This window comes from Sphingobium sp. B12D2B (assembly GCF_025961775.1).
Taxonomy (GTDB): domain Bacteria; phylum Pseudomonadota; class Alphaproteobacteria; order Sphingomonadales; family Sphingomonadaceae; genus Sphingobium.
The window spans coordinates 857052-876162 of sequence record NZ_JAOQOH010000001.1 but is presented as its reverse complement, the minus strand read 5'-3'; the positions used below and the strand labels follow the sequence as shown (position 1 = coordinate 876162).

Genomic DNA, 19111 nt, shown 5'->3' with positions numbered 1-19111 from the left:
CGCTTGCATGCGCGGCTTGTTCTCATGATCGGCGATATCGGAAAGCCCAGAGTGTGGCAGCGAGCGGCGCGGCCAGCGCGATCCAGGACAAAGCGTCGGCCCAGCCATCGCCGGTCAGCGCGCTGACTAGGCCGACGATGCTGAGCAGGGCGAGGGCGAGCGGCATCGCGAAGATGCGGCCGAGCGGCGCGCGGCGGCTCATTCGGCTGGCGCCACAAGGCCGCCACTCTCGACCTCCCGCACGCGGGCGGCGAGCGGGGCGCGGCGCTTGCCGAGCCAGAGATACAGGCCAGAGCCGAGCACGACGATGGTGAACAGCGTCAACGCCGCCCACAGCAGCTTGAGCGGTAGCCCGCCATAATCGCCAAAGTGCAGCGGCTGCGAATAGAGCAAGGCCAGCGTGTACCAGGGCATCGGCCGCACGTCGGTCAGTTCGCCAGTCTCGGCATCGATGAGCGCCGGGGTGAGGGCGCGCTGGGTGAGCGGCGTGTTACCTTGGAAGAACACCGCATAATGGTGCTTGCTGCTGTACGAGCCGCCGGGAAAGGCGATAAATTGGGGATTGTTGCCGGGCAACGCCTGCCGGGCGGCGGCCATGGCCTTGTCCAGCGAACCATAGCGCTCGGGCCGCAAGGCCGGGCGACCGGCATAAGCGCCGGTCATCTCGGCCAGTTCGCTCATCTGCCACACCTTGATGATGGGCGTCGCCAGCGCGTTGATGACCCCGGTCAGGCCCACGACACTCATCCAGGCCAGCGCCACGATGCCGAGCAGATTATGATAATCCAGCCATTTGAGCCGGCGGCTGCGGCTGACCCGGATCGTCCCGAACTCCAGCTTGCGCATGAAGGGCGCATAGAGAACCACGCCGGAGACGATTGCGGCGAAGAACAGCACGCCCATCGCGCCGAGGAACAGCATGCCCGGCAGCCCCATGAACATGTCGGTATGGAGCTGCAGGAGGAAGTGCATCACGCCTTCCTCGACCACTTGCCCCGCCGGCTCCCCGGTCACGCGGTTGAAGAGCTGGATGGTCATGGCACTGCCCGGCGAATCCGGTGCCGGGGCAGTGGTGACCGTGAGAATCGGCGTCTCATTGTCGAAGGCCATGAATACCGGCACCTCGCCCGGTCGTGCGGCCAGTGCCTTGCCGAGCATGACGTCCAGCGGCTGCAGGCCCGGCCCGTCGCCGGACGAGCCCGCCCCCTGCATCGCCGGTGCCTCCCCGGTCATCACCTCGATTTCGTCATGGAAAATCAACGGCAAGCCGGTCAGGCAGAGCATCAGCAGGAACGCCGTGCAAATCAGGCTCGTCCATTTATGGACGAGATACCAGATGCGGAGACTGCGCGTTCTCAACGAGACACAAACCTTGATATTGCGAGCGATTTGCATGGGCGCTTAATAGGAAGCCCTCGCAATTGCAACATGAGCCGGCGGCAATTCGGCGCATAAGCCCTGCGTCGATTGGCGCGGACGGGTTGTCGCGCGAACAGCACAGCCAACCAGCCCTTGCCCCCACGCCGTCCATGGCTATGACGGCGCGGTGACCTCTTCAATCGTGATCGGGACGGATGCGCATGGCGCGCCGGTGCCCATGGACATGGAAGAACTGCTGGCCACCCGGCTGCTCGTTCAGGGCAATAGCGGGTCCGGAAAGTCGCATCTGCTGCGCCGGATGCTGGAAGAAAGCGCCGGCCTGCTGCAGCAGGTGGTGATCGACCCGGAAGGGGATTTCGTCACGCTGGCCGAGCCGTTCGGCCACATCGTCATCAACGGCGCGGCGCATAATCCCGGCGAGATCGAGACGCTGGCGGCCAAGGTCCGGGCCCGCCGCGCCTCCGTGGTGCTGGCGCTGGACGAGCTGGAGCTGGAAGCGCAGATGCGCTGCGCCGCTCAGTTCATCGCCGCCTTGTTCGATGCGCCCCGCGAGCACTGGTATCCCGCTCTGGTGGTGGTCGACGAGGCCCAGATGTTCGCCCCGGCCGCCGCTGGGGAAGTGGCTGACGACATCCGTCGCATGTCGCTCGCGGCGATGACCAACCTGATGTGCCGAGGCCGCAAGCGCGGCCTCGCCGGCGTGATCGCCACCCAGCGCCTTGCCAAGCTGGCGAAGAATGTGGCGGCGGAAGCCTCGAACTTCCTGATGGGGCGCACCTTCCTCGACATCGACATGGCGCGCGCCGCCGACCTGCTCGGCATGGAACGGCGGCAGGCCGAGCAGATCCGCGACCTAGAGCGCGGGCGCTTCCTCGCGCTCGGCCCGGCGATCAGCCGCCGCCCCGTTTCCGTGAGGATCGGCGCGGTGAAGACCAGCGCACGGACCTCTTCCCATTCCCTCATTCCCCTGCCCGGCGAGCCGACCAGCGACCTTGAGGATCTGCTCGCGCCGCAACCTGGCGAGGAGCAGCCCGAACTGTTCGCCGCGCTGATCGCGCCGCCCCCGGCCGTCGACAACAGCGCCCGGCTGGAGCGCGAAGACCCGCCCACTGCCGAGGGCCCCTTGTCTGTGGATGAAGAGTCGGCCGTCGAGACAGCCAGTCCTGCCGCCACCGAGACGCCGGACCGCCCTGCCCGCGAGCCGGTGATCCGCGCGGTTTTGGCCGACATGGCTGCGGAAGAAGACTGCACCTATCGCTCGACCGCCGCGCTATTCCAGGATTTCGCGGTGCGCTGCCGGATGCAGCGGATCGGCAATCCCGGCATCGATCTGCTCAGCTTTCGCCGGCGCTTCGCGGTCGCCGTGGCGGGTGGCGAGGAGGATGAAGACCCGCGCTGGCAGGCCGCGCTCGCGCTCTCCAGCCGGGTGCAGGACGATGTGCTCGCGCCGTTCCTGCTCATCGCCCGCGCCGCAATCAAAGGGCAGCCCTGCCCCGACGACGAAGCGCTGGCCCGCGCCTATGGCACGCGCTCGGTAGGTCGAATCCGGCGGTTGCTGGATTATCTGGAGAAGGGTGACCTCATTGTCGTGCGGACCGACTTCGGTGGGCGGCGCTCGGTTGGCATTCCCGAACTCGGACTGACCACCGCCCCCGCTGAAGGCTGACCGCCGCCAGGATGGCGCTAAGCAGCGGCTGGCGGAGACTTTTGCATCGCCTCATAGGCCCGGCGCAGCAGTTGCTGCAGCGTCTTCACCTCTTCCTCAGACAAGGCATCATGAATCGGCTGCTCGACGTCCTGGGCGCGGGCGATCATCTGCGCGGCAAGGCGCTGGCCTTCGGGCGTGAGCGACAGCGTGTTGCGCCGCCGGTCCCGCGTCGAGCGCATCCGGCGGGCAAGACCGCGGGCTTCCAGATCGTCGATGATCGCCACCATCGCCGAGTCGTCCATCGCAACTTCCCGCGCGATTTCGGATTGGGAGCAATCGGGATTCGCCTCGATCAGTGCCATGGTAGAGAGGGCGCCGTGGCGAAGGCCGAAGGACGAATAGACGTCCACGATCCGCACCGACAGCTCATTCCGTAACAGCCGAACGACTGTGCCCACTGCCTGATCGAGCGCACCCCAGTTCAGGCCGGTCTCCTCCGGCCGCTTCCCGTCTTTCATAACACTCCCCTTCGACCCGGTGCCTTATTTGGCTTGCCGCTTGTGTAACTTATAGCAATGATTGTGGTGCCCGACTATTTGGATCGTGGACCAAAGGGCTATTCAAAAAAGGCGATGCTCCGGCATTCGATGCTCTCGCGCGGCACCGGGTCGGGCAGGCTGTCATCCCAAAATGCCGTGTGCGGCACCCGCCAGGCGCCGCTGCGGTCGCTATCGTGGAATTTGAACAGCAGGGCTTCATCCCGCACCATGTTGGAGAAATACCACCAGCGGTGAGCGGGATTGTGCCGGAAGATGTGCGCAGCCGGTTGGCGGTCATCGTCCATCGGCGCGAACATGGCGTCGCCTTCGGGGATCTTGTCGACGATCCACAGGATATTGGTGGTGCCCTCATCATCGCCGACACTGCGCGCATCGCACAGGGCCAGCGGACAATCCTGTGGCGGCGGCGAATAGCTGCGCCAGAAGCTGGAGACGATGAACCGGCGGAACCCCGGCCCGTCCGGACGGGCCTTGCGATAGGCGACCTCGGCGGCGCGCTGCTGCCGGGCGGGGTCGGTATCGACGTGTACCTCGCCAGCAGGCGGCTGCACGCCCTCGGCATGGCGATAGGGCGCATCCAGCTTCTTCTGCCGGCTGGCAAGATCGCCGGACGTGCGGATCATCCAGCCACCGACGACGACGAGATCGGCGCCTGTCGCCTGTTGGACATAGCGGGAGACCTCGCCCGGGTAGACGCGATTGACCTCGTCCCGGTCGGTGAAATCGGCGACGTCACTCGGCGCATCGAGTAGCACGAAGCCCTGCCGATCGAGCGTAAAATGCGGGCGGATGGCGCGCGCGTCACGGATCGTGACGGGGAATGGCCCGTAGCGGCCGGTGTTCACTTCCACCCCGGCGGAGACGAACCGCCGATTGATCGCGGGGCCGGGCAGCAGATATTGAAGCTGCGCCTCGACGCTGCGCACCGTGGCTTCGGGATCCATGACCTCGTTACTCATAATCTGCTCTCCTACGCGACGCCCGACTCTTTTGCCGCACCATGGCAGGCTATCCCGCTCCCCCGCAAGCGCCTGCATCGGCAACTATTCTTCGGCGCCTCTTGGCGAAAGCGCGCCCGCCTGTCATGGCTGGCGCAGAATGAGTTTGACTAACAATCCATCGGAGGGAGGAGCCAGCATAGCGTCGGACGACGCCGCGGCCTTGCGTCGCTCGCGGCTGGCCGCCGTCGTCCTGGCCGCAACGTCCTTCATGGTCGCCATCGATCTGATGGTGCTACTGACCGCGCTGCCGCGCATGGCGCAGGACTTCGCCGTGCCGCTGACGTTGCTGAGCGCGACGATCACCATCTACATTCTCGTCACCGTGCTGGTGCTGCCGATCAGCGACTGGGTGGGCAAGCGCTTCGGCACGCGCCGGGTCTGCACGCTCGCGATTCTGGGGTTCGTGCTGGCCTCGCTGGGGGCTGGCCTGTCGCCCAATCTTCCGGTCTTTCTGGCGATGCGGATGTGTCAGGCGGCCTTTGGCACCTTAATCGTGCCGGTCGGCAGCATCGCCCTGCTCAGCATTACACCCAAGCGCTATCTTGTGACGGCGATGACGATCAGTTCCACCCCGGCCCTGATCGCGCCGGTGATCGGCCCGCCCATCGGCGGCCTCATCACCACCTTTCTGGACTGGCGTTGGGTGTTCTTCCTGAACGTGCCCACAGGCCTCCTCGCCTTTGTCCTCACCCTGCGCTTCATCCCCAATATCCATGCTGTCGAGCGAAGGCCCTTTGACGGGCGCGGCTTTGCGCTAGTCGGCGGGTTCCTCGCCTGCATCATTGCCGGGTTCGAGCGGCTGGGCGCCAAGGGCGGCGGCTGGCAGCAAGGGCTGCCGCTGATCGCGCTCGGGATTTTCCTGGGCTGGCTGTGCTTGCGACACATCCGTCGCGTGCCCCACCCGGTCGTTCCACTCGATGCGCTGCGCCACCGCAGTTTCTTCGTTTCCACGATCGGCGCGGGAATGCCGGCGCGTACGGCCTTCATGGCAACCGCTTTCATCATCCCGCTGATGATGCAGGTCGGCCTCGGCCTTACGGCCTTTCAGGCCGGGCTGCTGCTGCTCGCCCAGAATGCCGGTGACCTGGCGCTCAAGGCGATCGCGACGCCTTCGGTACGGTGGCTCGGCATCCGGATGGCGCTGACCAGCGGCGTGGTGACCATGGCGCTCTCCTTTGCCGCCTGCGCGCTGCTGACGCCCACCATGCCTTTCTGGCTGCTGGTGGCGATTATGGTCTTCGTGGGCATGGCCCGCTCGGTCCACATGACCGCGATCATGGCGCTGCGCTTTGCCGACGTGCCGCAAAGCGAAGTCGGCGGCGCGACGGTGCTCGGCAATATCGCCAACCAGATTTCGCAGGCGCTGGCGATTTCCGCCGCGGCCGCCCTGCTCAACCTGCTCTCGCTCGGTGTCGCGGAGCCGACCCTCGCCGATTTCCAGATCGCCATGCTCGTCTTCGCCGGCCTCGCGTTGGCCGCCGCGCCTTTCTACGCGCGCCTTGCGAAGGATACCGGCGCCGCCGTGACCGGGCGCGAGACGCGGGGCCTGCGCGCGATTCGCAGCGAGGAGGTTTAGATGAGTGCTACAGCCTCCGCGCGACCCCGCTGCTTTTCCGTCTGCGTCAAAGCGTGGCTCTATCTCAGTCAAAGCCTCGCTTCGGGCAAAAGGATAGTGAGCTTCCTAGCCAACGGACGGACGGGGCGCTCCATGAGAGCCTCGCGCCGCGTCGTCTGGCTGCCGGTCATTGCGTCTCAACGGCGACAGCCGCCCGACCTTTCCGCCTGACAGAGGCGGGCAGGCGGCTCGCGCGGGGACGAAGAAACGACCGGCAAAGCGAAGAGGAGGGGAGATTCACCAATGAACAAAGTTCGTCATAACCGCGCACGCACCGTGTCGCGCATGGCGCTGAGCGCCGGGACGATGTTGTCCTGCGCGCTGATGCTCGCAATGCCGGCAACTGCCCAGACCGCCGCGCCGCAGGGCGCCGCCGAGGGCAATGTCGACGACATCATCGTCACCGCGCAGATGCGTGCGCAGAATGTGCAGGACATTCCGCTGGCAATCACCGCCATCAGCGGCGACCAGCTCGAAGCACGCAGCCAGACGCGCCTGACCGACATCACCGCGCAGGCACCGAACGTCATCCTACAGCAGAACCCCTCGGGCTCGGGCAACTCGATGCGCGCCTACATCCGTGGCGTCGGCCAGGGCGATGCCAGCCCCTCGGTCGAGCCAGGCGTGGGTATCTATGTCGACGATATCTATTTCGGCACCGTCACGGCCTCGGCCTTCGACCTGACCGACCTCGAGCGCGTCGAAGTGCTGCGCGGCCCCCAGGGCACGCTGGCCGGCATGAACTCGCTGGGCGGCGCGGTGAAGCTCTACTCGCGCAAGCCCGAAGGCCGAGGCGGCTATGTCGAACTGACCGCCGGCTCGCTCAACCGCCGCGACATCAAGGCGAGCGCCGACTTCACCGTGGTGCCCGATGCCGTGTTCGCCCGCATCACTGGCGTGTCACGCAACCGCGATGGCCATGTCACGCGCTACGATTATGCCTGCCTCAATCCCAACGATCCCTATGTGCAGCCGGGCACCAGCGTGGTGCAGCCGGGCGGCGCGGCGATCCCCAGCCTGGCATCGGGCGGCAATTGCAAGCTCGGCACGCTGGGCGGCCAGAGCATGTACGCCGTGCGCGGATCCTTGCGCATTGCGCCGGTCGGCAGCCCGCTGGAGATCAACCTGTCGGGCGATTACACCCACGACACCTCCACGACGCAGGCCTCCGTGCTCATCGCCAGCGCCGAGCTGACTGGGCGGCAAAATAACAGCATTCCCTATCAGGGCGCGCCGTTCGACAACCGCTTCGTGACCTACGGCCAGTATCGTCGCGCCGGCGCGGTGCTGAACGATCCCTATGCGACCTACGCCAACTTCTACGATCCGGGCGTGACCTATCGCGCGGCGACGACGGCGTCTGCGGGTGGCCCCGGCACGGCCGGCGCGCCCAATGGCCCAACCTATGCCGAACCCCTGAGCGGTGTGAAAGGCTGGGGCGTGTCCGCCGAGATCAACTACACGCTGGGCGACAATCTCGCGCTCAAGTCGATCACCGGCTACCGCAAATATGATTCGCGCAGCTCGGACGACAACGACAACTCGCCGATTGCCTTCATCGGCGGCGTCTACAGCGACTTCTCGCACAAGCAGTTCAGCCAGGAACTGCGCCTCTCGGGCAAGGTGCTGGACGATGCGATCTCCTTCACCGTCGGCGGTTTCTATTATGATGCGGACACGCGCTATAACGCCCGCATCCACACGCCGTTCTCGGGCTTCGGCGAATATGCCGTTTCCCCTTGCGGTGGCGCGCTCCCGGCGTGCGTGATCGCCAAGCCGACCTTCTCGTTCATCAACGACGATACAGCCAGCCTGCGCACCTATGCCGGCTTCGGTAACGTTGCGTGGAACATCACGCCCGCGCTGACGCTGGAAGCCGGCATCCGCGTGAGCCATGAGAAGAAGGACTATCTCTACAACCGCCTCAACCCCAATGGGGTCGGCGATTATCTGCCGCTCAGCAACGCCACCAATCCGCTGACCGGCCAGGTGGGTACCTACAAGGAAACGCTGACCGACTATCGTGCGGCGCTCTCCTACAAGATCACGCCCGACATCATGGCCTATGCGCAGTTCGCGACCGGCTTCAAGGGTGGCGGCGTGGCACCCCGTCCGTACAGCTTCCAGCAGATTCGTCCGTTCGGCGCGGAAAAGCTGAAGTCGTATGAAATCGGTATCAAGGCGGACCTGTTCGACCGGCTGCTGCGGATCAACGCCAGCGGCTTCCGCATGGACTATACCGACTATCAGGGCATTCCGCAGGTCTGCCTCGACTCCAACAACAATCCGCTTCCGGTCAACCAGGGCGGCGTACCCGGCCTGTGCGGCCAGTATCTGAATATCGGCGATGCCCGCGTGAACGGCTTCGAGCTGGAAACCACGCTGCGCCCGGTCGAGGGTTTCACCATCGACGGTTCGCTCAGCCTCACCGACTTCAAGTTCACCTCCATCAACTATCCCACGACCTCCATCGTCGTCGGCGCGAGCCGGCCCGGCGTGGGCAAGTGGAAGTGGAGCCTGGGCGCGCAGTATCAGGCTGATCTGGGTAATGTTGGCACGCTGACGCCGCGCATCGACGTCTCCTATACGGACGGCTATTGCGGCGACTTCCTCTGCACGCCGATCGCCATCGTGGACAGCTACACGCTGGCCAATGCCCGCCTGACCTATGAGACAGTGGACAAGGACTGGTCGGTCGCGCTGGAAGTGACCAACCTGTTCGACAAGCTGGTCTACCTCAACAAGTTCACGAACGCCTGGTATGCGACGGCTCAGCCCGGCCTGCCGCGCCAGTGGGCCGTGACCGTGCGCCGCAAGTTCTGATCAAGCGGTGCGCAACACAGATTGATCCGATAGAAAGAAGAGGAGAGGGGCAACCCTCTCCTCTTTGTCGCTGGGGCGACGACAGAATGATAAATTGGGAGAGTGGCATGACATATTGGCGGACCGGTTCGAGCGCATTCCTTCTGTCCCTGCTGGCGATGACCGTCCCGGCGGCCCTCCAGGCCCAGCCGAGTTCAGCGCCGCCGCCGGGCGTGGGCGCCGATCTCGCCGCACAGGCCGCCGTCCAGATGATGGAAGAAAGCCGGGCGCCAGACAGCACAGGCACCGGGCCATACAAGGCCATCAAGCGGCAATATGAGAATTTCCCCGGCTTCGTCGTCTATCAGCCCGCCGACCTGAGCGCGCTGGGCGCTCGCAAGATGCCGGTCTATGTGTTCGGCAACGGCGCCTGCACCGAAGATGGCGCCTCATCCCGCCAGCATTTGCTGGAGGTCGCCTCCCATGGCTATCTCGTCATCGCGCCGGGCGGCATCTACAGCGGCCCGGGCGTGACCGTCACGCCGCAGAGCTGGGAGCAGCATCGCGACAAGACGCGCTACCAGCAGCTGGGGCAGGCCATCGACTGGGCTGCGGCCGAGAATGGCCGCGCGGGCAGCCCGTTCAAGGGCAAGATCGACACTGCGCATGTCGCGGCCTCCGGTTATTCCTGCGGCGGCATTCAGGCGCTCAAATATGCCGGCGACAAGCGCGTCAGCACCTTCGTCATCATGAACAGCGGTATCATGAACGGTCCGGTCCCGGGCGGCTCGGGCGAGATGTCTGCGCAGAAGAGCCTGCTCCAGAAGATCGACAAGCCGACCCTCTATGTGCTCGGCGGCAAGACGGACATCGCCTACCCCAATGGCATGGACGATTATGCGCGGCTCACCCACATCCCCTCCGCCGTGATCAACACCGACGTGACGCATGCTGGCACCTATGCCGAGCCGAATGGCGGACGCGCGGCGCAGGCAGTGGTGGCGTGGCTCGACTGGCAACTGCGCGGCGACAAGGCGGGGCGAGCGTGGTTCGTCGGGGATGACTGCAAGCTGTGCAGCGACCCCGCGTGGACGATCGAGAGCCGCAAGCTGGACACGCTGCCATGAGCAGCTTCCTGCGGGCAGCGCTGGCTCTGGCGCTGATCGCGCCCGGCGCGGCGATGGCGCAGCAGGGTGGTGCTCCTGACAGAGCGCTCGCCCAGCGCGTGCAAGTGCTGGAAGACCGCGAGGCGATCCGCCGCACGATCATCGCTTATGGCGAATATCTCGATGCGCGCGATTATGCCGGCTATGCCGGGCTGTTCGCCAGCGACGGGACTTGGTCCGGCGGGCTGGGCAGCGCCACTGGGCCGGCGGCGATCCAGAAGCTGCTTGAGGAGAAGCTGGGCAAGCCGGAAGCGGGCTTCGTCAACAAGCGCAGCTTCCACCTCGTTACCACCGAGGTGATCGACGTGACTGGCGACACCGCCGTCGCTCGCTCCCGCTACATGTTCTACACTGCCGATAGCGAGAACCGACCCGCGACCACGCTGGCCGGTCGCTATGTCGATCATTTCGTGCGCGAGAATGGCGCCTGGAAAATCAAGACGCGCACCAGCCATGGCGTGATCCCATGGCGCGATGGCGACAATCCAGAGCGCCCACCGCTGCCGCCGCAATTGCAGGGCGCCGTGAAGAACTGAGGGGCAGGACGACGTCGCCGGCTCGCCCTCACCCTTCGTCATTCCCGCGAACGCGGGAATCCAGTTCGGCCTCGCGTTGACGAGCAGCGTTGCAGCTGGATTCCCGCGTTCGCGGAATGACGGGGGTTAGGTGCAGAAGGCGCGCCCGGAGCGCCTCACTCCTCGCGGTGGGTGCGCAGCTCGTCGCCCCGAATGGTCGCGACATGGAGCACATTGGTGGACCCCGGCGTACCGAAGGGGACACCGGCGAGCACGATGATCTTGTCGCCCGCGCCGGCAAAGCCGTGGCGCATGGCCATGCGCTTGGCCTTGCCGATCATTTCCTCAAAGCTGCCGATATCCTTGGTGCGCACGGCATGGACGCCCCACATGAGGCCCATGCGCCGCGCGGTATCCATGCGCGGGGTGAGCGCGAGAATCGGCGCGCCCGGCCGCTCGCGCGCGATGCGGCGCACGGTGCTGCCCGAGGTGGTGAAGCACACGATCACCTTGGCCGAGACCGTGTTGGTGATGTGCTGGCTGGCGCCGGCCAGTGCGTCCGACGTTGTCGGGTCCGGCATGGTCTTGGTGAAGTGCAGCCGGTCCAGATAGCCCGGATCATGTTCGACGCTGTGGGCGATGCTGTCCATCATCGCCACGGCTTCCTCCGGCCAGTCGCCCGCCGCCGTCTCCGCCGAGAGCATCACTGCATCCGCGCCGTCATAGACCGCCGTGGCGACGTCCGAGACCTCGGCGCGGGTCGGCGTGGGCGCCTTGATCATCGATTCCAGCATCTGCGTAGCGACGACCACCGGCTTGCCCAAGCGCCGGGCGCTCTCCACGATCTGCTTCTGCAGCGGCGGCACGGCATAAGGCGGCAGTTCCACGCCGAGATCGCCCCGCGCGACCATCACCGCGTCGGACATCTCGACGATTTCCTCCAGCCGGCCAAGCGCGGCCGGCTTTTCGATCTTGGCGAGCAGATAGCCATAGCCACCCATCAGCTTGCGCGCCTCGGCGAGGTCATCGGGCCGCTGGACGAAGCTGAGCGCGATCCAGTCCACGCCGGCCTCGATGGCGAAGGAGAGATCGCGCCGGTCCTTCTCGGTCATCGCCGCCATCGGCAGCACGACGTCCGGCACGTTGACGCCCTTGCGCTCGGACAACGAGCCGCCGACCTCGACCAGCGTATCGATGACATCGTCGCGCACCGCCCGCACGCGCAGGACAAGCTTGCCGTCATCGATGAGCAGGCGCATCCCTTCCTGCGCGGCGGCGAAAATCTCCGGGTGCGGCAAAGTAACGCGGCTGCTGTCGCCGGGCGCGGGGTCGCGATCCAGCCGAAAGGCGGCGCCCTTTTCCAGAAAGACCGCGCCCTGCGCGAAGGTGCCGATCCGCAGCTTCGGTCCCTGAAGGTCCGCGAGGATGGTGGTCGGGCGGCCGAATTCCTTTTCAAGTCCCCGGATGATCGCGACATTGGCGGCATGAACGTCGTGCGTGCCGTGGCTCATGTTCAGCCGGAAGGCATCGGCGCCGGCCAGGAACAGCTTGCGGATCATCACCTCGCTGCTGCTCGAAGGGCCGAGGGTCGCCAGAATGCGAACCTTGCGGGTGCGGGGAGTGAGCTTCTTCATTTGGCCTCTTGCTTCGGTGCGTTCTCTGCCCACATGGCGAATGCCGTGGCGGCCACCGGCGTGGCCCGAGGTTGGAACCGGACATGAAGGTGCAAGCAATGACGATAGACACGCTCGATGACAAGACAGCGGCAGAAGCTTTTCGCCGGCTCGTCCACCATCTGCGTCACCGCACCGATGCGCAGAATGTCGATCTGATGGGTCTGGCGGGCTTCTGCCGCAACTGCCTGGCCGACTGGGTGGCCGAGGCCGACGGCGCGTTGGACAAGGCCGCTGCACGCGAACTTATCTATGGCATGCCGCAGGATGAGTGGAAGACGCGCTACCAGACCGAGGCGACGCCGGAGCAGCTCGCGCGGATGAAGGACAGCGTCGCGAAGAACAATCACTGAGCGACGGCAAGCCTAAAAAGCCGTTTCTCATACGCCGCGCGATCCCGTAAAGCGCGGACATGCTCGCGCGCCTGACCCGCACTGATACCAGCACTGATACCGGCACCGCGCAGGCCCGTGGCCTGATCGCCGCGTGGCTGGCGCTTGTGCTGCTCGCGCGGCTGCTGGTGCCGGCCGGTTTCATGCCCGCCGTGCAAAACGGTCCCGCGGTCGTGCTCTGCACCGGCGCCGGCATGATCACCGGCTGGATCGATGCGGACGGCACCGTCCGCAAGCAGCAGGACAAGCAGAACACCGCCCCGGATGCGCCCTGCGCCTTTGCCGGGATCGGCGCCTCGCTGGACAGCATCCCGCCCGCGATCGCGCGGGTCGCCATGACGATAGTGACGGTACCCATCCTCAGCCCGAGCACGGCCGTGAGCATCGGACGCGGTCTGGCCGCGCCGCCGCCCCCGCAGACCGGCCCGCCGCATCAGCCCTGACGCTCCCCTCGCTGTCGCCTCGCGCGACATCCCCATTTCGGCACGCGCCCGCGCGCTGCCCGTCAAGGCTGACCCTTTCATGACTCGATTGCTCTTCTGCTGCGCAGCCATGCGCCGCCCTCCCCTCGCCCGTGCGCCATTGTCCGCCGGAGGCCGCCGATGAGCGCGCGCTCCAAGACCGGCGGCGGCTTCTATCAGGCCGTGTGGCGCTGGCATTTCTATGCCGGCCTGATCGTCCTCCCGGTGCTGCTGTGGATGGCGATCACCGGCGCGCTCTATCTCTACAAACCGGAGATCGAGCGGCGGGTCTATGCGGACTGGTCGCATGTGACGCCAAAGGATGCGCCCCAGCCGCTGAGCGAGATGATCGCCACCGTCGAGCGGGAATCCGGCCAGCAGGTGAGCCAGATCCAGCGGCCTGCCGAGCCGACAGAGAGCTGGCGCATGACCCTGCAGGGCGCGGACGGCGCGCGCCGGCTCGCCTTTGTCGATCCCTATCGCGGCAAGCTGCTCGGCACCGCGCAGGCCGGCGGCATCATGCAGACCGTGCGCGATCTGCACAGCCTCATCATCACCGGACCGGTGGGCAATGCGCTGGTGGAGATCGTCGCGGGCTGGGCGATCCTGCTGGTGCTGAGCGGGCTTTACCTGTGGTGGCCCCGGCGCGGCAGCCCGGTCGTCGGCCTGCGTGGGCAGGCGCGCGGGCGGCTGTTCTGGCGCGATCTGCATGCCTCGACTGGATTGCTCGCCGGCGGGGTGATCCTGTTTCTGGCGATCACTGGCCTGCCCTGGTCCGGTTTTGCCGGCAAGCAGTTGCAGGGCTGGGTCGCCCGTGCGGAGCTGGGCCGCCCCAAGGCGCCCGGTCCCAACCCCTGGGAGGCGCCGGCGCCACGCGCGCATCACGGCCACGGCCATGACGAGGGCGCGAAGCAGAGCCTGCCCTGGTCGATGCAGGAAGCGACGCCGCCCGCCGCATCGGGCAGCGACGACATCGGCGTCGACCGGGCTGCGGAGATCGCCGGCAAGCGCGGCCTCGCCGCCCCTTGGACGCTCACCCTGCCGATGGCGGACGGCGCGCCCTATCTCATCTCGCAGACCGTACGCCGGGCGCAGGATGCGCGTGCTATCTACATCGATCCGGCAAGCGGCGCGGTGATGCAGGATGCCCGCTTTGCGCATTTCGGCATCGGCGCGCGGGCGATCGAATGGGGCATCGCCACCCATCAGGGCCAGCAATATGGCGAGATCAACCGCACGCTCATGCTGCTCGGCTGCCTCGCGCTGATGCTGCTGTGCCTCACCGCGCCCGTGCTCTGGTGGAAACGCCGCAAGAACGGCCGGCTGGAGGCGCCTGCCCGGCCCGCCGATCCCCGCAAGGCGCAGGGCGTCGCGGCGATCATGCTCGCCATCGGCCTGTGCCTCCCCCTGACCGGCCTCACGCTGGCGGCCGCCCTGGCGCTCGACATGCTGATGGGACGCTGGCGAAGCCGAGCCGCCATGGCGGGCTGATCGAGCGATGAGTCGTGATACCGCCGGAACAAGGGCGGTTGTACGGCGTTATTCAGCACGAGCCGGCGCGATACGTGCCGGTCGCTTGTTTGATATTACGAGGATGAGTCCGATGAAGAAGATCCTGCTCGCCACGGCGCTGATGGCGTTTGCGATGCCCATGGCACCGGCCATGGCCGATCCGCCACACTGGGCGCCCGCGCACGGGAAGCGCGCGAAAGACCGGGACAATGGCCGCGCCCTTTCCCATAACGACCGCATATGGCGCGGCGACGATGGCCGGTACCGCTGCAAGCGCAATGACGGCACGACCGGTCTGCTGATCGGTGCCGGCGTCGGCGCGCTCGCCGGCCGCGCGATCGACACGAAGGGTGACCGCACGGTTGGCACCTTGCTCGGTGCGGTTGGCGGTGGCCTGCTCGGTCGCTCGATCGACCGGGGCGAAGTGCGCTGCCGCTGATCCACCGAAAATCTGAAGATCATGGATGCCTGCTTTCTCCCGAGAGCAGGCATCTTTGCCATTTACAGCAGGCGCCACGCTCGCTAGAGGCGCGCGCCATGTCCATGATGATCGTTCAGCCGATTATTACCAAACCGACCCGCATCAGCGGGGCGGTTCGGATGCGCGCGGCCTAAAGAGCCACGATCAGCCGGACAGGAAGCCCCGCGAAGTGCGCGGGGCCGACTTTCCAGACGAAAGCCTGACCGCCGCGTCCTTCAATCAACAGGAAGGAACGTATAGATGGTTGCCCGCTTTTCCCCCGATGCCCGCCTGAATGTCGGCGTGGTCGGCGCCACCGGCCTCGTCGGCTCGATGATGCGCCAGTTGCTCGCCGAGCGCGATTTCCCGGTCGGCACGCTGCGTCTGTTCGCCTCGGCCCGCTCGGCCGGCTCGCAGGTCGAGTTCAAGGGCCAGCAAGTGACGGTGGAAGATGCCGCGACCGCCGACTTCGCCGGGCTCGACATTGTGTTCTTCTCCGCGGGCGGCTCCACCAGCAAGGCGCTGGCGCCCAAGGTTGCCGCAGCCGGCGCCATCGTGGTCGACAACAGCTCGGCCTGGCGTTCCGACCCGGACGTGCCGCTCGTCGTCTCCGAAGTGAACCCGCATGCGCTGGCAAACCTGCCCAAGGGTATCGTCGCCAACCCCAATTGCACCACCATGGCAGCGATGCCCGTGCTCAAGCCGCTGCATGAAGCCGCCGGCCTCAAGCGTCTGATCGTCGCCACCTATCAGGCCGTCTCCGGTGGCGGCATGGAAGGCATCGACGTGCTGGCGCGCCAGATCGCCGCCGTGGGCGACAAGGGCGCCGCGCTCGCCTTCAACGGCAAGGCCGACTTCGTACCCCAGCCCGAGAAGTGGGCGGTGCCGATCACCAACAACATCGTGCCGCTCAATTATGTGCTGGGTGAGGACGGCTATACCGAGGAAGAGCTGAAGCTGCGCGACGAGAGCCGCAAGATCCTCGAGATCCCGGGCCTGCCCGTCTCCGGCACCTGCGTGCGCGTGCCCGTGTTCACCGGCCACGGCCTCTCCATCAATGCCGAGTTCGAGCGGCCGATCGATGCGGAGACGGCGCTGGCGCTGCTCGGCAAGGCGCCGGGCGTGGTGGTAAGCGATGTGCCGAACGCGCTCGACGCGACGGGGGCCGACCCGGTGTTCGTGGGCCGCGTGCGCCCCGACCGCACGGTTGAGCATGGCCTCGCCATGTTCGTCGTCGGCGACAACCTCCGCAAGGGCGCCGCGCTGAATGCCGTGCAGATCGGCGAAGTGCTCGCCGGGCGCTAAAACCCACATCGTGCCTCCCCGGCCGCTGGTCGGGGAGGACATAGAGCGCTGCTCTCAGAGGCGCTTGCTCAGGAAGAAGCGCTGCTGGCCGACGGGATGATCGTCCAGCGTGCCGAACACGCTAAAGCCGAGCTTCTCGTAAAAGCCGCGCGCCTGGAAGGCATAGGTGTCGAGCCAGATACCGACACAGCCATGGGCCCGCGCCACCCGCTCTGCCTCGGCCATCAGCGCTTTGCCATGGCCGCCGCCGCGATGCTCCGGCGCGATGGCGAGAAGCTCCACGAACATCCAGTCATAGGAGCATTTGCCCCAGATGCCGCCCACGCGCCCGCCCTGCTCATCGGTCAGCAGAATGGCAACGGGGCGGATGTTCGGATCCCCTGCCTGCGCGATGTTATAGGCCCGCAAGGGTGCAAACACGGCATTGCGGTCGGCCTCGGAGGGCTGTTCAGGCACGGTGATATGAAGCGGCATAGGCTGATTAGTAGGCCGAATGCTGGGCATGGCAAGGCTGACGACCGGCTCGGCGGCTCGCCCGAAATCGCATGCCCACGCGAGCATACTTGCTTTTTCCACAAACGCCCTCTATGTGCATCGCAGCATTCGGCGCCAGGACTAGTGATCCGGCGCAATCCCGCGCAGCGTGAGGCCCCGCATCTTGCACAAGGGCCGCCGGGACGGACGGATGCGAGAATCGCTCAAGCTTCCTTATTCACGCAGGGTCGCCCGTTTGGAGACCACTGCTGCGCCCGCTCGCGACAGACGCGAGGGCGACGCATGTCATATCGAAAGTCTATTCATGTCTTTTTTCAATGAGCTTGGCCTTGCCGAGCCTATCCTCCGCGCCCTTGAGACCAAGGGTTATGCGGACCCCACGCCGATCCAGCAGCAGGCCATTCCGGCGCTGATGCAGGGCCGCGACCTGCTCGGCATCGCGCAGACCGGCACCGGCAAGACCGCAGCCTTCTCGCTGCCCTCGCTGCACCGGCTGTTCAACAATCCCCAGCCCCGCAAGCCAGCCTCCTGCCGGATGCTGGTGCTCTCGCCCACGCGTGAGCTGGCGGCGCAGATCGCCGAGAACATGCGCGGCTATGCCAAGTATCTCAGCCTCAACGTGCAGGTCGTCTTCGGCGGCGTGCCGGTGGGCAAGCAGGCCCGCGCGCTGGTGCCGGGCACCGACATTTTGGTCGCGACGCCGGGCCGCCTGCTCGACCTGATCGACCAGCGCGCGCTGACGCTGCGCAATGTCGAAATCTTCGTGCTCGACGAGGCCGACCAGATGATGGACCTGGGCTTCATCAAGCCGCTCACGCAGATCGCCAAGATGCTGCCGGCCGAGCGCCAGAGCCTGTTCTTCTCCGCGACCATGCCGCAGGCGATCGCCGAGCTGGGCAAGCGCTTCATCAACGATCCGGTCAAGGTCGAGGTTGCGCCGCAATCCACCACCGCCGAGCGCGTGGAGCAATATGCGACCTTCATCGACCAGAAGGAGAAGCAGGCGCTGCTCACCCTGCGCCTGCGCGATGCCATCGCTTCCGGCGCGCTCGACCGGGCACTGGTCTTCACCCGCACCAAGCATGGTGCGGACCGCGTGGCGCGGCACCTCGTCGCTGCCAAGATCAGCGCGGCGGCCATTCACGGCAACAAGAGCCAGGGCCAGCGCACCGCTGCCCTGCAGGGCTTCCGTACCGGGGGCGTGCAGGTACTGGTTGCGACCGACATTGCCGCGCGCGGCATCGACGTGTCGGGCGTGAGCCATGTCTTCAACTTCGAGCTGCCCAATGTCGCCGAGCAATATGTCCACCGCATCGGCCGCACGGCCCGTGCCGGCGCCGACGGTATTGCGATGAGCTTCGTCGCGCCGGACGAGAAGCCCTATCTGCGCGACATCGAGAAGCTGACCCGCGTCAAGCTGGCGGTGATGCCGCTGCCCGAGGACTTCGTGGTGGAAGCCCGCCGCCTGCCGCTGCCCTCCAAGGCAGCTGTGGCCGAAGCCGTCGGCGATGCCGACGGGCGCCGGCAAGGACGGGGCCAGGGTCGAGACCAGGGCCAGGGCCGTCGCCCCGCCTCGCAGCAGCGCCGCGATCGCCCGGAACGCGGCCGGTCCGACGACCGTCGCGAAGCCGGCGCCGGCGCACCGCGCCATGATGGACGGGGTGAGGGACGCGGCGAGCGCCCGGCCCGCTTCGACCACGCGCCCGGTCAGGATGGCCAGCGCCGGAATGCCGGTGAACGCGGCGAACGCCCCTTCCGTGGCGAGCGGGACGGCCAGACCGCCCGCCCGGCGCGCGCGCCTCGCGATGGGCAGGACGCCCAGCGCAGCGGCCAGCGCAATCCCGGCGGCCGCTATTATGATGGCCACGCCCCGAACCGTCCCGGCTTCGACCCGCTGGCCCAGCGCCCTGAACCTGCCGCGACCATGGATGCCGAGCGCCTGCCCAAGCGCCTGCGCCCGGTCTATGCTGCCGCATCGGGCGAACAGCGCCAGACGGACACCCGCTCCGAGGGCGACCGCTCCCGCAAGCCGGGCGGTCAGCGTCCGCGCCACTTCGGCGGCGGACGTCCGCAAGGCAATCCCGGTGGCGGTCGTCGCAGCGGCGCCGGTCGCGCGGGCTGATCCG

The 19111-nt window shown here is 66.6% G+C and carries 17 protein-coding genes; 11 read left to right on the top strand and 6 right to left on the bottom strand.

Annotated features, from left to right (window positions below; translation table 11 throughout):
- Nucleotides 1-22: 22 nt before the first annotated feature.
- Nucleotides 23-202, bottom strand: coding sequence for a hypothetical protein (locus M2335_RS04205; protein WP_264573580.1), 180 nt, complete (start codon nt 200-202; stop codon nt 23-25).
- Nucleotides 199-1359: a PepSY-associated TM helix domain-containing protein gene (locus M2335_RS04200; RefSeq protein ID WP_264593881.1), complete on the bottom strand. Its 1161-nt coding sequence runs from the start codon at nt 1357-1359 to the stop codon at nt 199-201. Before M2335_RS04200 ends, M2335_RS04205 begins: the two co-directional genes overlap by 4 nt.
- 187 nt (nt 1360-1546) lie before the next feature.
- Between M2335_RS04200 and M2335_RS04195 the strand changes: the two genes are divergently transcribed.
- Entirely contained in the window at nt 1547-3046 is a 1500-nt protein-coding gene (locus tag M2335_RS04195; RefSeq protein WP_264571269.1) for an ATP-binding protein, read from the top strand.
- A gap of 17 nt (nt 3047-3063) precedes the next feature.
- Here the strand turns inward: M2335_RS04195 and M2335_RS04190 are convergent, their stop codons facing one another.
- Together M2335_RS04190 and M2335_RS04185 are read right to left on the bottom strand one after the other, a co-directional pair.
- Nucleotides 3064-3546: a MarR family winged helix-turn-helix transcriptional regulator gene (locus M2335_RS04190; RefSeq protein WP_264571270.1), complete on the bottom strand. Its 483-nt coding sequence runs from the start codon at nt 3544-3546 to the stop codon at nt 3064-3066.
- Between the two features lie 98 nt (nt 3547-3644).
- The gene (locus M2335_RS04185) at nt 3645-4547 is read right to left on the bottom strand and encodes a CmcJ/NvfI family oxidoreductase (RefSeq protein ID WP_264593880.1); all 903 of its coding nucleotides are present in this window, start codon (nt 4545-4547) and stop codon (nt 3645-3647) included.
- 139 nt (nt 4548-4686) lie between these two features.
- Between M2335_RS04185 and M2335_RS04180 the strand changes: the two genes are divergently transcribed.
- The 4 genes from M2335_RS04180 to M2335_RS04165 all read left to right on the top strand — a co-directional run bounded on the left by M2335_RS04180 (nt 4687) and on the right by M2335_RS04165 (nt 10708).
- A complete protein-coding gene (locus M2335_RS04180) occupies nt 4687-6165 on the top strand; it encodes an MFS transporter (protein ID WP_264593879.1) in 1479 nt (492 codons plus the stop codon).
- A gap of 282 nt (nt 6166-6447) precedes the next feature.
- A complete protein-coding gene (locus M2335_RS04175) occupies nt 6448-9027 on the top strand; it encodes a TonB-dependent receptor (protein WP_264593878.1) in 2580 nt (859 codons plus the stop codon).
- A 107-nt stretch (nt 9028-9134) separates the two neighbouring features.
- Nucleotides 9135-10133, top strand: coding sequence for a hypothetical protein (locus M2335_RS04170; protein WP_264593877.1), 999 nt, complete (start codon nt 9135-9137; stop codon nt 10131-10133).
- On the top strand, nt 10130-10708 hold the full coding sequence (locus M2335_RS04165) for a nuclear transport factor 2 family protein (protein ID WP_264593876.1): 579 nt from the start codon (nt 10130-10132) through the stop codon (nt 10706-10708). Before M2335_RS04170 ends, M2335_RS04165 begins: the two co-directional genes overlap by 4 nt.
- A 155-nt stretch (nt 10709-10863) precedes the next feature.
- On the opposite strand, the gene pyk is transcribed toward M2335_RS04165, so the two are convergent.
- The gene (gene pyk, locus M2335_RS04160) at nt 10864-12321 is read right to left on the bottom strand and encodes a pyruvate kinase (RefSeq protein ID WP_264571276.1); all 1458 of its coding nucleotides are present in this window, start codon (nt 12319-12321) and stop codon (nt 10864-10866) included.
- Between the two features lie 98 nt (nt 12322-12419).
- On the opposite strand from pyk, the gene M2335_RS04155 reads away from it, so the two are divergent.
- From M2335_RS04155 to M2335_RS04135, 5 genes are all read left to right on the top strand, one after another.
- Nucleotides 12420-12713 (top strand): DUF1244 domain-containing protein, encoded by a 294-nt coding sequence (locus M2335_RS04155; RefSeq protein WP_264571277.1) that lies wholly within the window; start codon nt 12420-12422, stop codon nt 12711-12713.
- 59 nt (nt 12714-12772) lie between these two features.
- Nucleotides 12773-13195, top strand: coding sequence for a hypothetical protein (locus M2335_RS04150; protein WP_264593875.1), 423 nt, complete (start codon nt 12773-12775; stop codon nt 13193-13195).
- Between the two features lie 159 nt (nt 13196-13354).
- Nucleotides 13355-14704 carry a PepSY-associated TM helix domain-containing protein gene (locus M2335_RS04145; RefSeq protein ID WP_264593874.1) on the top strand — a complete coding sequence of 450 codons (1350 nt, stop codon included), beginning with the start codon at nt 13355-13357 and terminating at the stop codon, nt 14702-14704.
- A 112-nt stretch (nt 14705-14816) separates the two neighbouring features.
- Nucleotides 14817-15164, top strand: a complete 348-nt coding sequence (locus M2335_RS04140) for a glycine zipper 2TM domain-containing protein (RefSeq protein WP_181560607.1) — start codon at nt 14817-14819, stop codon at nt 15162-15164.
- Between the two features lie 282 nt (nt 15165-15446).
- Nucleotides 15447-16490 (top strand): aspartate-semialdehyde dehydrogenase, encoded by a 1044-nt coding sequence (locus M2335_RS04135; RefSeq protein WP_181560608.1) that lies wholly within the window; start codon nt 15447-15449, stop codon nt 16488-16490.
- A gap of 54 nt (nt 16491-16544) precedes the next feature.
- On the opposite strand, the gene M2335_RS04130 is transcribed toward M2335_RS04135, so the two are convergent.
- Nucleotides 16545-17051, bottom strand: a complete 507-nt coding sequence (locus M2335_RS04130; protein WP_319801188.1) for a GNAT family N-acetyltransferase — start codon at nt 17049-17051, stop codon at nt 16545-16547.
- A 238-nt stretch (nt 17052-17289) separates the two neighbouring features.
- Here M2335_RS04130 and M2335_RS04125 point away from each other — a divergent pair, with 238 nt between their 5' ends.
- Nucleotides 17290-19107, top strand: a complete 1818-nt coding sequence (locus M2335_RS04125; RefSeq protein ID WP_264593873.1) for a DEAD/DEAH box helicase — start codon at nt 17290-17292, stop codon at nt 19105-19107.
- The last annotated feature ends 4 nt before the right edge of the window (nt 19108-19111 follow it).

Excerpts from the sequence above, each read along its gene's own strand:
- M2335_RS04185 (WP_264593880.1), bottom strand. The coding sequence starts at position 4,547 with ATGAGTAACGAGGTCATGGATCCCGAAGCCACGGTGCGCAGCGTCGAG.
- pyk (WP_264571276.1), bottom strand. The coding sequence starts at position 12,321 with ATGAAGAAGCTCACTCCCCGCACCCGCAAGGTTCGCATTCTGGCGACC.
- M2335_RS04175 (WP_264593878.1), top strand. The coding sequence starts at position 6,448 with ATGAACAAAGTTCGTCATAACCGCGCACGCACCGTGTCGCGCATGGCG.
- M2335_RS04180 (WP_264593879.1), top strand. The coding sequence starts at position 4,687 with ATGAGTTTGACTAACAATCCATCGGAGGGAGGAGCCAGCATAGCGTCG.
- M2335_RS04145 (WP_264593874.1), top strand. The coding sequence starts at position 13,355 with ATGAGCGCGCGCTCCAAGACCGGCGGCGGCTTCTATCAGGCCGTGTGG.
- M2335_RS04155 (WP_264571277.1), top strand. The coding sequence starts at position 12,420 with ATGACGATAGACACGCTCGATGACAAGACAGCGGCAGAAGCTTTTCGC.
- M2335_RS04140 (WP_181560607.1), top strand. The coding sequence starts at position 14,817 with ATGAAGAAGATCCTGCTCGCCACGGCGCTGATGGCGTTTGCGATGCCC.
- M2335_RS04125 (WP_264593873.1), top strand. The coding sequence starts at position 17,290 with ATGTCTTTTTTCAATGAGCTTGGCCTTGCCGAGCCTATCCTCCGCGCC.
- M2335_RS04190 (WP_264571270.1), bottom strand. The coding sequence starts at position 3,546 with ATGAAAGACGGGAAGCGGCCGGAGGAGACCGGCCTGAACTGGGGTGCG.
- M2335_RS04165 (WP_264593876.1), top strand. The coding sequence starts at position 10,130 with ATGAGCAGCTTCCTGCGGGCAGCGCTGGCTCTGGCGCTGATCGCGCCC.
- M2335_RS04205 (WP_264573580.1), bottom strand. The coding sequence starts at position 202 with ATGAGCCGCCGCGCGCCGCTCGGCCGCATCTTCGCGATGCCGCTCGCC.
- M2335_RS04130 (WP_319801188.1), bottom strand. The coding sequence starts at position 17,051 with ATGCTCGCGTGGGCATGCGATTTCGGGCGAGCCGCCGAGCCGGTCGTC.
- M2335_RS04150 (WP_264593875.1), top strand. The coding sequence starts at position 12,773 with ATGCTCGCGCGCCTGACCCGCACTGATACCAGCACTGATACCGGCACC.
- M2335_RS04170 (WP_264593877.1), top strand. The coding sequence starts at position 9,135 with ATGACATATTGGCGGACCGGTTCGAGCGCATTCCTTCTGTCCCTGCTG.
- M2335_RS04135 (WP_181560608.1), top strand. The coding sequence starts at position 15,447 with ATGGTTGCCCGCTTTTCCCCCGATGCCCGCCTGAATGTCGGCGTGGTC.